We start from the raw sequence: 14960 nt of genomic DNA on the forward strand, positions 1-14960 counted from the left end.
ATAAAATAATTGAGCCGCAGATTCGCAGATTTTGATTTTAATCTGCGAATCTGCGGCTCAAAAAATACTACAACTATTTAATCTCACCTACCATATCTCCCGGAATAACCCAGGCATCAAATTCATCAGGTGTAAGATAACCCAGTTTAACAGCCATTTCTTTGAGTGTTGTTCCTTCCTTATGGGCTTTCTGTGCAATTTCTGCGGCCTTGTAATAACCGATTTTGGTATTGAGGGCAGTAACCAGCATCAGGCTATTATCAACGTGTTTTTTGATGTTGGCTTCCAATGGTTCAATACCTACGGCACATTTATCATTAAAGCTTACACAACCATCGCCAATCAGTCTTGCGCTGTGTAAGAAATTATAAATCATTACCGGCTTAAATACATTCAGTTCAAAATGGCCTGTTGCACCGCCAATATTAATGGCCACATCATTACCCATTACCTGTGCCGCAATCATGGTCAAGGCTTCACACTGTGTAGGATTTACCTTACCTGGCATGATGGAAGAACCGGGTTCATTATCAGGAATAAATATTTCACCGATACCGCTTCTGGGTCCTGAACTCAACATACGGATATCATTAGCGATTTTCATGAGGCTCACTGCCACTGTTTTCAAAGCACCATGGGCTTCTACGATGGCATCGTGTGCGGCCAGTGCTTCGAATTTATTTTCAGCAGTCACAAAAGGTAAACCTGTTAAGTTGGCAATATGTTTCGCCACATTTACATCATATCCTTTTGGTGTATTGATGCCCGTACCTACAGCAGTACCGCCCAGTGCAAGCTCACTTAAATGTGCCAGGCTGTTGTGGATGGCTTTCAAACCATGATCCAACTGACTTACATAACCACTGATCTCTTGTCCGAGGGTAAGTGGAGTGGCATCCATAAAATGGGTGCGGCCAATTTTTACCACATGCATAAATGCTTTGCTTTTTGCTGCCAGTGTATCCCTTAATTTTTTGATACCTGGAATGGTTACTTCCAGCAAAATTTTATAGGCAGCAATATGCATGGCCGTTGGAAATGTATCGTTGGATGATTGTGATTTGTTCACATCATCATTCGGGTGTAAAAATTTATCCTTATCACTCAGGTTGCCACCTTTCATTACATGACCGCGATAAGCTACTACTTCATTTACATTCATATTGCTCTGCGTGCCAGAACCTGTTTGCCAAACCACGAGAGGAAACTGGTCATCTAATTTACCTGCGAGTATTTCATCGCAAACCTGGCCAATCAGCTCTGCTTTTTCCTGTGGTAAAACACCTGCATCGGCATTGGTGAGTGCAGCGGCTTTCTTCAGGTAAGCAAATGCCTGAATAATTTCTTTGGGCATTTTATTGATGTCCTGGGCAATACGAAAATTATCGATACTGCGCTGGGTTTGTGCACCCCAGTAAACATGAGCAGGTACCTTAACCTCACCCATGGTGTCTTTTTCAATACGAAATTCCATGTTCCGGATTTTAAATGATCTGGTTGAATGAATTGCGCTGCAAAGGTACTAAGAAGCAGAAGTAAACAGATAAAAAATACAGCTTTACCTGTCATTTATTGTATTTAGGCTAAATGACAGCCATAACCGGCAAATACTATGGTTTTTTCTTATTTTTCATCCACAGAAAACCTTTCTATGCATAAAATCCTGTTATCCTTCCTCTTATTTGTAACCCTGCTGTCGCAGGCGCAGAAAACGGAAAATATTATTGTCATCACTACCGATGGATTTCGCTGGCAGGAACTTTTCAAAGGCATGGATGAAACCATTGCCCAAGATAAACGGTTTAACCAGGATGACAGTGCAGGTATTTTCAAAAAATTTGGCGCTTCGTCTGAGGCAGAAAAAAGAAAAAAACTGATGCCTTTTTTCTGGAATACCATCGCCAGGCAGGGGCAGATATATGGAAACAGGATATTGGGTAATAAAGTGAACGTAAGCAATCGCTATTGGTTTTCTTATCCCGGCTATAATGAAATTTTATCAGGCTATGCAGATAACAGGATAGATGCAAATGATTATCCGCCCAATCCCAATATTACGATTACAGAATTTTTAAACCAGCAACCGGCACTCAAGGGAAAAGTAGGTGTATTTGGAGCCTGGGAAGCATTTAACCGAATATTGAATGAAGAAAGAAGCGGGGTTCCGGTAGTGGCAGCATACGATACCTGTGGTGGAAGAAACCCAAATGCCAATGAGCGCATGATTAATAAACTGCTACGAGATTCGCATAAAGAATGGCCGGAAGAATGTTTTGATGTATTCACACACCATGCAGCCATGGAATACCTGAAAAAAGAGCGACCCAGGGTTATGTATATCGCCTACGGAGAAACAGATGAGTGGGCACATGGATGGAAATACAAATACTACCTGAATGCCGCTCAGCAGGTAGACCAATGGATTGCAGAAATATGGAATTATGTTCAGTCAACACCTGCCTACAAAAATAAAACGACCTTACTCATCACCACTGATCATGGTCGCGGCGATAAAGACAAAAGTAAATGGACCAGCCATGGCAGCGATATTGAAGGAGCTGATGAAATATGGTTTGCCGTTATCGGACCCGATACGGCACCGCTTGGAGAAATAAAAACCAATGCACAGTTTTACCAGAAACAGTTTGCACAAACCATCGCCAGATTAATGGGGTATGTATTTAAGGCAAATCAGCCTATTGCTGATGCCATTGAAGAGGTAATCAAAAAATAAATTTAGCCCGGGATTTTAATTCCGGGCTACATGATTTTATTTTCCTTTAAATATGGCTTTTCTTTTTTCGAGGAAGGCTGTTGTTCCTTCTTTCATATCATCTGTAGCGAAACAATCACCAAAAGCATTTACTTCTACCGCAAAACCATCTTTTGTTTCATCGAAAACTGCATTGGCACTTTCAATACATTTGGCAATGGCAATAGGAGCTTTGGCATTAATGATTTCAAGAACGGCAGTAGCTTTTTTGATCAACTCATCCTGGGGGACCACATAATTTACGAGGCCAAGCTGAAGGGCCATATTGGCATCAATCATACCCGCACTCATTAATAATTCGAGGGCACGACCTTTACCAATCAGTTGTACCAGTCTTTGTGTGCCGCCATAACCCGGAATCAATCCCAGGTTTACTTCAGGCTGACCAAATTTGGCATTCTCGGAAGCCAGTCTGAAATGACAACTCATCGCAAGCTCACAGCCGCCTCCCAACGCAAATCCATTCACGCAGGCGACAACAGGTTTGGGGGAACGTTCAATCTTAAAGAAAATGTTCTGCCCTTTTTTGGCCAGTGCCTTACCTTCTTCAACTGAGGCACCACTGAACTCACTGATATCGGCACCTGCAACAAATGCTTTGGGGCCAGCACCGGTAATGATCACGGACTTGATATCATCGTTGAGGTAAACTTCATTCATCACATTGTCGAGGTCAGACATTACCTGTTGATTCAGGGCATTGAGTTTATCGGGCCGGTTGATGGTAATGATGAAAATACCATTTTCCAAATGGGTCAATAAAGTTTGATACATGGCAATCTATTTCCACAAAAATAAGGCAGCAGCCGTCTTCTTTTGTATTTTGTAATATGAATCTGATAGAGGTCATACTGTACACAGGTATTTTTGTTTTTGCAGCCACTGGTGCACTGAAGGCAAGGGCACATCAAATGGATATTTTTGGCGCCACCGTTGTTGCTTTTGCAACGGCTTATGGCGGCGGCACCATCCGCGACCTCTTGATTGGCGTGCGACCCGTTAACTGGATCAACGATTACCTGGCACTGGGTCTGGTGGTATTTGCTGTACTCATCATCTCATTACTAAAAACAAATCCCGCGCGTTTCAGAAGAACTTTGTTTTTTACCGATGCCATTGGTTTGGGTATGTTTACGGTAGGTGGGATTGAACGAAGTCTTTTGTTTGATATCAATGAAGGATATGCAGTGATCATGGGTGTTATGTCTGCAACATTTGGTGGTCTGATTGCAGATATTATTTGCGGGGAAGTACCAAACCTGCTTAAAAAAGGTGAATTGTACGCAACAGCCTGTGCTATTGGCGGGATTATTTATATACTCCTTAAAAAAGTGGGAATAGAGTATAATCTTGGGTTATTTATTTGTGTAGTCATCATTGTAGGTATTCGTATACTGTCCAAACGAAAAAGGCTTCAGTTGCCGGAAATATGATCATGAAAAAGCCCGTGATGAAACGGGCTTTTTTGGGTTGCAGGTATGGGGGTATATTAGTTGAATAAATACTGCTTTAAAAAATCAATTGTTCTTTTCTTGGCCGTGCTGTTGGCGGTTGCATCTGCTCCTGCAGTGGTAACGCCATCGAAACTATGTTCTGCATGGAGGTATTCATATTTAACCATTGGTGCAGATAATGTAGATTGCTGAGCTTTTAAAATCAACCCGTCGTAAGAACTGACCTTTGTATTATTATCGCTGTTAGTATACAGTGTCGTGTACAATGGATCATTACCAGCGGCATGAATCATCACCGGTGCATAAGGAATGTATTTTCCATTGCTGGGCGTACCTGGTTTTCCATAATAATTAAACATGGCTGCGCCAGGATAATAGGATACAGCAGCAACAAAACCTCCTTCTGCCGGACGTGGCGCTGGTGCCAAAACACCAGCCGTATAAGTTGAATCTGTTTTTGAACTGTACACAGACCATACAGGTTTACTAACTGCATCAGCATTAACAACAGTACTCAAAACACTGGTGCCACCATGTGAAAAACCAAGTAATGCTATTTTTTGTCCATTAATGCGTACTTGTGTCCTTAGAAAAGCAAGTCCTGCATACGCATCTCTTGGGCGGACAAATTCTGCTGCCAGAAAAAGATTATCAGGCGGTGCCATATTCGGGAAAGTTTTAACACCACGAGCCGTATAACTGTCTACAAATAAAGCAGCTATTTTATGTACCCTGAATGAATCGATCCATACTTTGAATTGATTGGCAAGTTTAGTATTAGTGGTATCGGTGGAACTCCATAAACCCCCACTTCCATGCTGTACAATCACTGCAGGAACGGTAGTAGAAGACGCGGGAATAAATAAAACTGCTTTTAACGGGTTACCGCCTGTTGGATTAACAAGGTAAATGGTTTGGGTGATCTCCGGTAGAATACTACCACCCTGGTTACTGTCTAAAGACTGAACCTGTTCCGAAGGGGTAGCAATTTGCTGTTTACTACAGGATACTAAAATAACGGTGGCCATTAGCAGGCACATGCTTTTTTGAAATACGCTTTTCATACTCTTTTGTGTAATTGAATTAAATACGGCTGCAAAATTGGGTAGCGGGCGTTCCACCAGAAAAGAATAGTGATTGAAGCGTACCAAATAACTGTTTAACCGTGTTTGCTTTTTGTTGAAGTGAATTTTGTCGATTCAATCTGCTCATAAGGAAAAAATCAGGTCAGCCCTCTGAAAACGCTTCATCGTTAATTCACCACGTTTCATGAGATTTTGCAGACAGCTCGTCTTCAAAAATTTCACATAACATTTCCAACGCTGGATTTTTGTGTCATAAATCAAATGTTTATGAACAAGCCGGAACATACATACAGTGGTTATTTCAGCTTTCTGAGTTACCTGGGTATTGGCTTTGCCATGTGTACCATTACAGGTTTTGCCACACATCCAGGTATGATTAAATCAGAAAATTGTGAGCAGAAGCCAGTAGAACAGGTGCATGTGTCTGTAAATACAATCGACAGATTAGATTATTTATTTCAATAAACCATTCAACTATCATTATCATGACCAACGAACAAATTCAACTGGTAAAACAATCCTGGGGCAAAGTAGCTGCTATTGATCCCTTAGTAGTAGGAGAGTTGTTTTATAACCGCTTATTTGAAATTGCACCTGCTGTAAAACCTATGTTCCGTAACCCGATGCCAGAGCAGTCAAAGAAACTGTTGAGTATGCTGGCATATGTAATTGGTAAGCTCGATAAACTGGATGATATCATTGATGAAGTATCAAAACTGGCGGTAAGACATGTACAGTATGGCGTAAGAGAAGAACATTATGGCGTAGTGGCAGTGGCTTTGTTGTGGACTCTGGAACAAGGGCTCGGCGATAACTGGACACCAAGCGTAAAAGAAGCATGGATAGCCTGTTACACCATCTTATCAGGAGCGATGATTCAAGCCGCTAACCAGTCGGAGAAAGCAGCATAAATGTAAAATTAGTCCCGCCTTAGGCGGGATTGCTTTTTCTTTCCTTTCTTTGAATCATAAAACAAGGCCATGACACCCAGGCAGATCAGTTTGGTAAAAACAAGTTGGAAGTTGTTACGGGAAGTAGATCCTGTATTATTGGGTGAAGTATTTTACAGTCGCCTCTTTATGAATATGCCTGCGGCAAGGAATATGTTTACCATCAATATGCAGGAACAATATGGTAAACTGTTGGATATGCTTCATGCCGTTGTAACAAGACTCGATCGCCTCGAAGAAATAACAGAAGAAATCAGACAACTGGCCATCAGACATGTGCATTATGGCGTGAAACCGGAACATTATGCATATGTGGGTGATGCATTGTTATGGACCTTAGCCAAAGGAATGGGCAATGACTGGAACAAGGATACCGAAGAAGCCTGGACAACCTGTTACCAGCTCTTGTCGTCTACCATGATAGAAGCCGCATCGAAGCAATAAAACGGTTCATTTCATTTTTACCACACTTCATATGGTAAATACGACGGTTCATATCCTGTTTTTTCACAGGATGAAGCATATTTCAGTATTTTGTTGTTGATGCGTGCAACCCCACTTTTTTTATTCCTTTATCGAGTCATACTTACAGTACTCATGCTGTGCTCATGTGCCGGGTTATCAGGTCAGGTACAGATTGGATTGCCACTGAACTTAAAAACCTATCCTATACAGGCTGCCAATGGTTTTGAATCGAGGGTGGTAACGGGTGTGGTACAGGATCGATCAGGATTTACCTGGATTGCTACATCGGATGGTCTTTATCGATATGACGGATATGGTTTCCGGCATTACACGCACGATCATGCAGATACAAACAGCCTGGCGGATAATAATATTACACGTATTGCCATTGGGCAGGATCAGAAAATATGGATGGGTTTTAATAAAGGAATACTCTGTTCCTATGATCCATCGAACGGAAAATTTAAAAAATACAATCTAACCACAAAGGGTAATACACAAACAGGAGATGCTGTTAGCTTTTTATATATCGACAGGAAGAATCGTATATGGGCAGGTGTTCGTCAGCATGGTTTTATTGAACTCGATATCCAGACACAAAAACACAGGTATTATAACCTGATTGAGGAACAGGATTCTTCTTTTTCTTCTGAAATGAGGAGCCGCTATAATACTGTGAATGCAGCGAGTGAAGACAATAAAGGGAATTTGTGGCTTGCGACACACAATGGATTATACTATTTGAATGTAGCGCAACAGGCACTCAGGCATTTTTCAGAACCAGGTGCAGGTAAAAAAAGTTTCAGAAACGATAATTATATCTCCATTGAACAGGATGATAACCAGTTATGGTTAGGAGCATGGGGTGGTGGGCTGGCCAGGTTCGAGGTATTAACAGGGCAATGGAAAAGGTATAAAATGAATCTTGCTGAACCTGAAAAATACACGACAAATATTGTTTCTTCTGTCAGAAAAAAATCAGCAGGGGCTTTATGGGTCACCAGTAATGATAAAGGATTGGGTGTTTTTGATATACAAAAAGAGCAATTCTTTTTTTATTCCGGAGAAGTGGCAGAACATATTGGGTTGCCTTCCAATTTATGTTATGGTATTTATCAAAACCGGAATGGATCATTGTGGTTAACACATGAGTGGGGGCTTACCCGTCTTGAAATACCAGTTCAGTTATTTGAGTATAAACCCGTAACGGTAAGTAAAACAGATAATATTGAATACTACTACATTAAAGATATTGCCGAAGATGAGCGTTACCGTTATATCGCAACAGAGTTTGCAGACGGACTTCAGGTAGAAGACAAGAAGAGCGGAACGGTAAAAAGATTCAAAGTGGCTGTATTGCCAGGTGAGGAGCCTTTTCAGGCTATCCATCGAATTTATATAGACAGTAAAAAACGTGTCTGGGTTATTTCACGAGATATTATTTACCAGTTCAATAAAACAAAACAACAACTCGAAACGGTAGCTCAGCCTCCGGTTTATTCAACACAAAACAGATCGAACGAATTCAATGATTGTGTAGAAGATGCCCGGGGCAGGTTATGGATTAGCAGTGGAAGAAACGGTGTGTTCTGTTACGATCCCGAACAAAAAACATACAGACATTATAAATATATGCCGGGTAATAAGCAGGGTCTTACCTCAAATACCATTACTGCTGTGGCAATAGATGGTACTGGAAAAGTATGGGTAGGCGGATCAAAAGCCTGTCTGGCCTATTTTAATGAAAAGGAAAACAGATTTGAACTTTTTTCAGTGGACAATCAGAAAAGTAAAAGAGCTGCTGTTAATAATGTGTATGCTCTGTATGCGGATAAGAATAATATACTTTGGGCAGGTACAGATGCCGGCTTACTCAAGATAAGTACTGATCAGTCAAGTAAGGGATCTGTAGGTTTGTATGATGCTGCGCATGGCATAAAAGGAACAGTGGTTAATGATATTACAGTAGATCAAAAAGGACTTATATGGGTCACTACCAATTCGGCTTTATGTGTAGTAAATGATGAGAATGGCAGTATTCAATCCTATGTTTTACAAAAAGACATTTTAAAGAGCATCAGTGGAAAGCTGAAATTAACTACCTCTCTCAACAAGGTACGGATACTTACATATGGTGGTTATTATGAAACCGAAGGATTGCCGGAAGCAAAGCAGGATAGATCTTATCCGGTAAAAATTACATCATTCCGTGTGGGTGATAAAGAATATTATTTTGATGAGCCACTGAAAAAAGATGGACGCATCAAACTACAGCCGGGGGAACAAATGTTCTCATTTGAATTTGGTATTCCCGAAAGAACAGCAGGAAGCCCCGAACGTTATGAGTTTATGCTGGAAGGATTTGATGCCGACTGGGTGCATGCAGACGGAAGACGATATGCCAGTTATACCAATATCAGAAGTGGTCATTATACTTTTCGGGTAAGGAATATTGCTGCTAATACAAACGAAGCCATTGGTATTGCAATTCCCATCAGGGTAGTAGCCCCTTTTTATTTGCGCTGGTGGTTTCTGCTGTTAACAGGAATGATTGTTGTTTACCTGTCGTATGAATGGTATGCTTATCGTTTGAGGAAACAGGCACAGATATTACAACTACAGGCCCGGACAGAGGCGTTGGAAAAAGAGAAAACACTGGTACAATACGAAAACCTCAAACAGCACCTGAATCCGCATTTTCTGTTTAACTCACTTACATCATTGGGTAGTCTGATAAGGATCGATCAAAAAATGGCAGCCTCTTTTCTGGATGGGATGAGTAAAATTTATCGTTATATCCTACAAAGCAAAGATGCTGAAACAGTATTGCTGAAAGACGAAATCAATTTTGTGCAAACTTTTATCAGGTTACAGGAAACAAGATTCGGAAAGGGGTTGCTGATACAAATTGATATTGACCATGATTATATGTTCCGTAAAATAGTACCGGTAACTTTACAGAACCTGATTGAAAATGCCATCAAGCACAATATTGTTGATGAAGAAACACCGCTTGTTATTGAAGTGTTCGTAGAAGAAGAATACCTGGTGATCAGGAACAACCTGCAAAGAAAAAGTTTTGTTGAAACCAGTAACAGGCAAGGTCTGGATAATCTTGTTTCATTGTATGCTTATCTGACAGAAAGAAAACTGCAGTTCATAGAAAACACCACTCATTTTACGGTTAAAATACCTTTGATATGATCAAGGCCATAATAATAGAAGACGAATCGCTGATAGCACGGGAACTGCAAAGTAAAATTGCAGCAGTGGCTCCCGATGTAAACATCATGGAGCTATTACCCAGTTTGAAGACGGCAAAAAAATGGCTCATGCAAAATGCCATGCCCGATCTGGTATTTATGGATATTCAACTGAGTGATGGGGTGAGTTTTGAATTGTTTGAAACATTTGATCTGACCTGCCCGGTAATATTTACAACAGCCTATGATGAATATGCTGTAAAAGCATTCAAGGTAAACGGAATTGATTATCTCTTAAAACCGATTGATGAAGAAGACCTGAGAAAAGCCATTGATAAATACAGGCAATTGCAGGAAAAAAACATGCCATACCCCAATGATCTAGCTGCATTTATCGCACGGTTTGGTCAGCAGCAGACGGCTTATAAAGAAAAATTTATAGTACAGCAGCGCAACAACTGGATACCAGTGAGCACTACAGATATTGCTTGTTTTGTTCGCGATAATCTTAACTATCTGTACACCTTTAGCGGCGAAAAATATATTCTTGATTTTAACACACTGGAAGACATAGAGGAACTCCTCGATCCAAAACTTTTCTACAGGAGTAACAGACAAAGCATTATTCATATCGATGCCATACAGTCTGTAAAACCCCATGAAAACCAGAAGCTCACCGTAACGCTTAAAGCACCCCTGAAATTAGAGTTGGATGTGAGCAGGGAAAAAGCACCAGCATTTAAAAAATGGTTTGATCGCTAAATAAATGAGCAGATAAGGAAAAGGGTCACTAATTCAAGAAAGTCTCCCGTTCTCCCTTTCTCTTTATTAACACTGTCTGTCCAATTTGAGACCGATTAGTTGCCTAGCTTTTACAGTGGGAAAAGATAGTTTGCGGAGAGTCGTTTATGGACGTAAGATTTTTTCCATTGCTTTGCCTTTGGCTAACTCATCAATCAGTTTGTCCATGTAGCGAATTTTTTGCATGAGAGGGTCTTCAATTTCTTCAACCCTATACCCGCAAATAACACCGGTAATTTTTGACACATTCGGATGGATCTGCGGAGCTTCTGCAAAGAAATTTTCCAAACTTGTTTTTTTGTCAATCTGCTCCTGGAACTTTTTTTGTGTATACCCTGTAAGCCAGCAAATGATGGTATCAACTTCTTCTTTGGTGCGACCTTTTTTTTCAGCTTTGGCAATATAATGTGGGTAAACGCCGGCGAATGACATCTTGAAAACCCTTGTATTGTCCATATAAGTTTGATTTGGCGAGGTGATAACTTACTTGCTTAATCGTATCATTAGTGGTAACGGAAATGGATAGAAAAGATTAGTAATTGACTTAAAAAGCCCTGTTTAGCTTAACCCATTCTTTAATATAGTTGGCAATCTCACTTGTTGCTGTTCCCGGTGCAAACAATTTTCCTACACCCATTTCATTCAAAGTCTTCATGTCATCTTCCGGAATAATACCACCGCCGGTGAGTAAAACATCAGTCATACCTTTTTCTTTGAGTAATTGTATCACTTTCGGAAAAACGGTCATGTGTGCACCACTCAATATACTGATACCAATTGCATCAACGTCTTCCTGGAGAGCGGCATTTACCACCATTTCAGGTGTTTGGCGCAGACCGGTATAAATCACTTCCATACCGGCATCACGTAATGCTGTTGCAATTACTTTAGCGCCGCGGTCATGACCATCCAAACCTACTTTGGCCACCAATACCCGAACAGGACGTTTTGAATTACTCATGCAATCGATTTAGGGAGCAAAAATAAGGAATCATTTGCGTTGAAAACGTGCTTTCAGCCCAGCCACACCCCTTTCGGTAATTGACTGTAAAGAATCGTTACCATTCTCAAATAAGATGATTTTCATGCCTGTTTCACGAAACAGTGGATATTGTATGGAATCTTTAATGCTTACTTTTTCAAATTGCTGGAAAACAATATCGTCCGCATCAGGCATTCTTTTACCAACCAGTATCAGGTGTTTGAAATCGTATTGCTCAGGCATCCAGAAAAGAAAAGAGGCATTGTCGCTGTATACTTCCGGAAGCCCTAATTTTTTGGCATGGTAATTCAGTGCGCCGGCTGTATAATAACCCCGGCAATAAATCATTGTTTTCTTTTGCTGGCTGTCGGGCAGATTTTTATATACAGCTGCTGTTTTTTCTGCCAGCTCACGCCAGCTAATCATATCAGCAAAATCTTGTGGCAGGGGATGGTATTGCTGGTCTTCCCATTTAAAACTTCCCAAAGTATGAAGCTCTTTTTTCCTGTACCAGTCTGCCAGTTCCTGTGGTTTGAGCATGGGCAATAGCAAGGGCATAATGAAAGAGCCAAGTATAACAGGGATCACTACAAAAACATAACGAAGCCACTTTGCTTTTGTGGCAGTAATCTTCTCGAGGTAAAATCCTCCAAAAGCAAAGAGAACAGGATAGGCACCTGCAGCATAATAACTTTTGCCATTCATATACGTAAGCAGTGCTATTATAAACAGGTAGGTGAATGCTACCATACGGTATGGTTTCCCTTCGCGTGTAAATGCAGTGAAATATAAACCTGCAAGCCAGATAAATACACAGGGAAGAAACATCATGAATTGATCTGTAAGAAAATCGAACGGATTAATAAATTGCAACTGTTCCTTTTTTAATTCTTCCATGTGAGCTATTAATGGAAAGCCATGGTTGTATTGCCAGAGCACATTGGGTAGCATGATGAGCAAGGCAACAACTGCAGAGAAATAAAGATGTTTATTCAAAAAAATCTTTCGCTCTCTTGTTAGTAATAAAGCCGCTAATAGACTTATGGTATAAAAAGCCACTGAGTATTTACTTAACATGCCCAACCCGATACTGATACCAAACACATACAGCCAACTGTTTTTTGAAGTTTGAATAAAACATATCAGTGCATAGACATTCAATGTCCAGAAAAACACATCGAGAAAGTTGGGATGGAAATAATAAAACAGACGGATATAACCCGTAAACATAAATGGCAGAAAGGCGAGCAGAATAGCAAATGCACGACCTCCGAGTGAAATAATAATCCTCCCCATTAATATGAAAGTGAAAGAGCCAATGAGTGCAGGCCAGAATTTTACCCAGAACAAGGAAGCGCCGAACGCATTGCTGATCCATGCCATAAAAGACAACATGGGAGGTACTTCAAGAAATCCCCAGGCCAGGTGTTTACCCTCTGCGAGATAGAGGTATTCATCGCGGTGCAGTTCATAAAACGGATGTACGAGGAAAAAAGGAACGATAAAACGCAGCAGTGCCAAAAAATATAATAGCCTTACAGTATTCTTCATGCAGGTTGTTTGCAGAAAGATACAAATTCCTGCTAAAGAAAGAAGATGCCACTGAAGGCACAGAAAAGCACAGAATCATTCAGTGTCTTTCTGTGCCTTCAGTGGCAATAAAATATATACTAAGCCAGCAGTGAAAGTGTATGCTTAATCCGCCCCACTGTATCTTCTTTGCCAATCAACGCTGCAATATCAAAAACACCCGGACCAAATTTACCGCCCACCAACATAATGCGGAATGGCAGCATGAGTTCTCCGGGTTTCAACTGGTTGACAGCAGCCAGTTCTTTGAATTCTTTTTCCAGATCGCCGGCTTCCCAAAGGGTACTGAGTTCGTAGCCACGAATCAGTTCTGTGAAAAAAAGGTTTTTCTTTTCATCCCATTTAGGTTTGATGGAATCTGTATCAACCTTAACAGGTGCTTCAAAGAAAAATTGACTCTGTGGTACAAAATCAGGTAAGAGTGTACAACGCTCTTTTACGAGATTAATGACAGTATGGAGTAGTGAGGTATTGCTGACAACAATATTTTTTTCTGCCAGCGCAGCTTGAACAGCAGGAGCCAATACAGCAGCATCCGATTGTTTAATCCACTCATGGTTGAACCATTTGGCTTTTTCATAATCGAATTTCGCGCCGCCTTTATGTACACGATCCATCGAAAACTGCTGGATCAGTTCATCGAGGGTGAAAATTTCCTTGTCGGTACCATCGTTCCAGCCCAGCATGGCCAGCAGGTTTACAAATGCCTGTGGTAGAAATCCTCTTTCTTTAAAACCGATAGTGGTTTCATTGGTTTTGGGATCGGTCCAGTCCATGGCAAACACAGGAAAACCAAGCCGGTCGCCATCGCGTTTGCTGAGTTTACCATTGCCATCTGGTTTTAATATGAGTGGCAGGTGTGCCCATTGTGGCATGCTGTCGATCCAGCCTAGGTATTTCCATAACAGTAAGTGAACCGGTGCAGAGGGTAACCATTCTTCTCCGCGGAAAGCATGCGATATCTGCATCAGGTAATCATCAACTACTACAGCCAGGTGATAAGTGGGCATACCATCTGCTTTCAATAAAACTTTATCGTCAACCTGTGAAGTATGAAAACTTACTTCACCACGAATCATATCGGTAAAGCTAACCGTTTCATTCTCCGGCATTTTAATGCGTATCACATAGGGCATTCCTTCACCTATCAGGCGAGTTACTTCATCTTCACCCAACGTGAGGGAATTGCGCATTTTAGTGCGAATCTGCTGGTTGTATTGTGGTGAAGGATTTTCAGCTGTTTTAAAATCGGCACGCATGGCTTCCAGTTCTGCGGGTGTATCGAAAGCATAATAAGCATAGCCGTCTTTAACCAGTTGTTCTGCATACTGCCTGTACATGGCTTTTCTTTCACTCTGTCTGTATGGGGCAAAAGGACCGCCGTGTTTCGGGCTTTCATCAGGAACCAGCCCGCACCAGTCGAGGGTCTGGAAAATATAATCTTCTGCACCTGGTACAAAACGGGTCTGGTCGGTATCCTCAATCCTCAATATAAAATCACCGCCCTGTTGTTTGGCGAATAAATAGTTGAATAAAACGGTTCTCACGCCACCCAGGTGAAGTCCGCCGGTAGGCGAAGGGGCAAAACGTACACGTACTTTTCTGTTCATGGGGCAAAGATAGTGAGGGGGAAGCTACAAGCCGCAGGCTGCAAGCT

14 protein-coding genes are annotated in these 14960 nt (G+C 41.2%); 7 read left to right on the plus strand and 7 right to left on the minus strand.

The window, feature by feature from the left end:
* Positions 1 to 73 precede the first annotated feature (73 nt).
* Positions 74 to 1474, minus strand: coding sequence for a class II fumarate hydratase (fumC, locus tag ACH3Z1_RS08270; protein ID WP_490821418.1), 1401 nt, complete (start codon positions 1472 to 1474; stop codon positions 74 to 76).
* A 177-nt stretch (positions 1475 to 1651) separates the two neighbouring features.
* Between fumC and ACH3Z1_RS08275 the strand changes: the two genes are divergently transcribed.
* Positions 1652 to 2734, plus strand: a complete 1083-nt coding sequence (locus ACH3Z1_RS08275; protein WP_490821419.1) for an alkaline phosphatase family protein — start codon at positions 1652 to 1654, stop codon at positions 2732 to 2734.
* A gap of 36 nt (positions 2735 to 2770) precedes the next feature.
* Here the strand turns inward: ACH3Z1_RS08275 and ACH3Z1_RS08280 are convergent, their stop codons facing one another.
* Positions 2771 to 3547, minus strand: coding sequence for an enoyl-CoA hydratase/isomerase family protein (locus ACH3Z1_RS08280; RefSeq protein ID WP_490821420.1), 777 nt, complete (start codon positions 3545 to 3547; stop codon positions 2771 to 2773).
* A 56-nt stretch (positions 3548 to 3603) separates the two neighbouring features.
* Between ACH3Z1_RS08280 and ACH3Z1_RS08285 the strand changes: the two genes are divergently transcribed.
* Positions 3604 to 4206 carry a trimeric intracellular cation channel family protein gene (locus ACH3Z1_RS08285; protein WP_490821421.1) on the plus strand — a complete coding sequence of 201 codons (603 nt, stop codon included), beginning with the start codon at positions 3604 to 3606 and terminating at the stop codon, positions 4204 to 4206.
* A 56-nt stretch (positions 4207 to 4262) separates the two neighbouring features.
* Here the strand turns inward: ACH3Z1_RS08285 and ACH3Z1_RS08290 are convergent, their stop codons facing one another.
* Positions 4263 to 5291: a dienelactone hydrolase family protein gene (locus ACH3Z1_RS08290; RefSeq protein ID WP_490821422.1), complete on the minus strand. Its 1029-nt coding sequence runs from the start codon at positions 5289 to 5291 to the stop codon at positions 4263 to 4265.
* Between the two features lie 288 nt (positions 5292 to 5579).
* Here ACH3Z1_RS08290 and ACH3Z1_RS08295 point away from each other — a divergent pair, with 288 nt between their 5' ends.
* From ACH3Z1_RS08295 to ACH3Z1_RS08315, 5 genes are all read left to right on the plus strand, one after another.
* The gene (locus tag ACH3Z1_RS08295) at positions 5580 to 5777 is read left to right on the plus strand and encodes a hypothetical protein (protein ID WP_490821423.1); all 198 of its coding nucleotides are present in this window, start codon (positions 5580 to 5582) and stop codon (positions 5775 to 5777) included.
* A 20-nt stretch (positions 5778 to 5797) separates the two neighbouring features.
* Complete coding sequence (locus tag ACH3Z1_RS08300; RefSeq protein WP_490821424.1) at positions 5798 to 6223, plus strand: globin family protein; 426 nt, start codon at positions 5798 to 5800, stop codon at positions 6221 to 6223.
* 69 nt (positions 6224 to 6292) lie between these two features.
* On the plus strand, positions 6293 to 6706 hold the full coding sequence (locus ACH3Z1_RS08305) for a globin domain-containing protein (protein WP_490821425.1): 414 nt from the start codon (positions 6293 to 6295) through the stop codon (positions 6704 to 6706).
* Between the two features lie 153 nt (positions 6707 to 6859).
* Entirely contained in the window at positions 6860 to 9931 is a 3072-nt protein-coding gene (locus ACH3Z1_RS08310; protein WP_490821426.1) for a two-component regulator propeller domain-containing protein, read from the plus strand.
* A complete protein-coding gene (locus ACH3Z1_RS08315; RefSeq protein WP_490821427.1) occupies positions 9928 to 10692 on the plus strand; it encodes a LytR/AlgR family response regulator transcription factor in 765 nt (254 codons plus the stop codon). Before ACH3Z1_RS08310 ends, ACH3Z1_RS08315 begins: the two co-directional genes overlap by 4 nt.
* 144 nt (positions 10693 to 10836) lie before the next feature.
* Here the strand turns inward: ACH3Z1_RS08315 and ACH3Z1_RS08320 are convergent, their stop codons facing one another.
* The 4 genes from ACH3Z1_RS08320 to gltX form a co-directional block, all read right to left on the minus strand.
* Complete coding sequence (locus ACH3Z1_RS08320) at positions 10837 to 11187, minus strand: DUF2200 domain-containing protein (RefSeq protein ID WP_490821428.1); 351 nt, start codon at positions 11185 to 11187, stop codon at positions 10837 to 10839.
* A gap of 88 nt (positions 11188 to 11275) precedes the next feature.
* Positions 11276 to 11692, minus strand: a complete 417-nt coding sequence (locus tag ACH3Z1_RS08325) for a cobalamin B12-binding domain-containing protein (protein ID WP_490821429.1) — start codon at positions 11690 to 11692, stop codon at positions 11276 to 11278.
* A 30-nt stretch (positions 11693 to 11722) separates the two neighbouring features.
* Positions 11723 to 13264 (minus strand): glycosyltransferase family 39 protein, encoded by a 1542-nt coding sequence (locus tag ACH3Z1_RS08330; RefSeq protein WP_490821430.1) that lies wholly within the window; start codon positions 13262 to 13264, stop codon positions 11723 to 11725.
* 119 nt (positions 13265 to 13383) lie between these two features.
* Entirely contained in the window at positions 13384 to 14913 is a 1530-nt protein-coding gene (gltX, locus tag ACH3Z1_RS08335; protein WP_490821431.1) for a glutamate--tRNA ligase, read from the minus strand.
* Between the last annotated feature and the right edge of the window lie 47 nt (positions 14914 to 14960).

The organism is Sediminibacterium sp. FW305-C-49, from assembly GCF_058231085.1.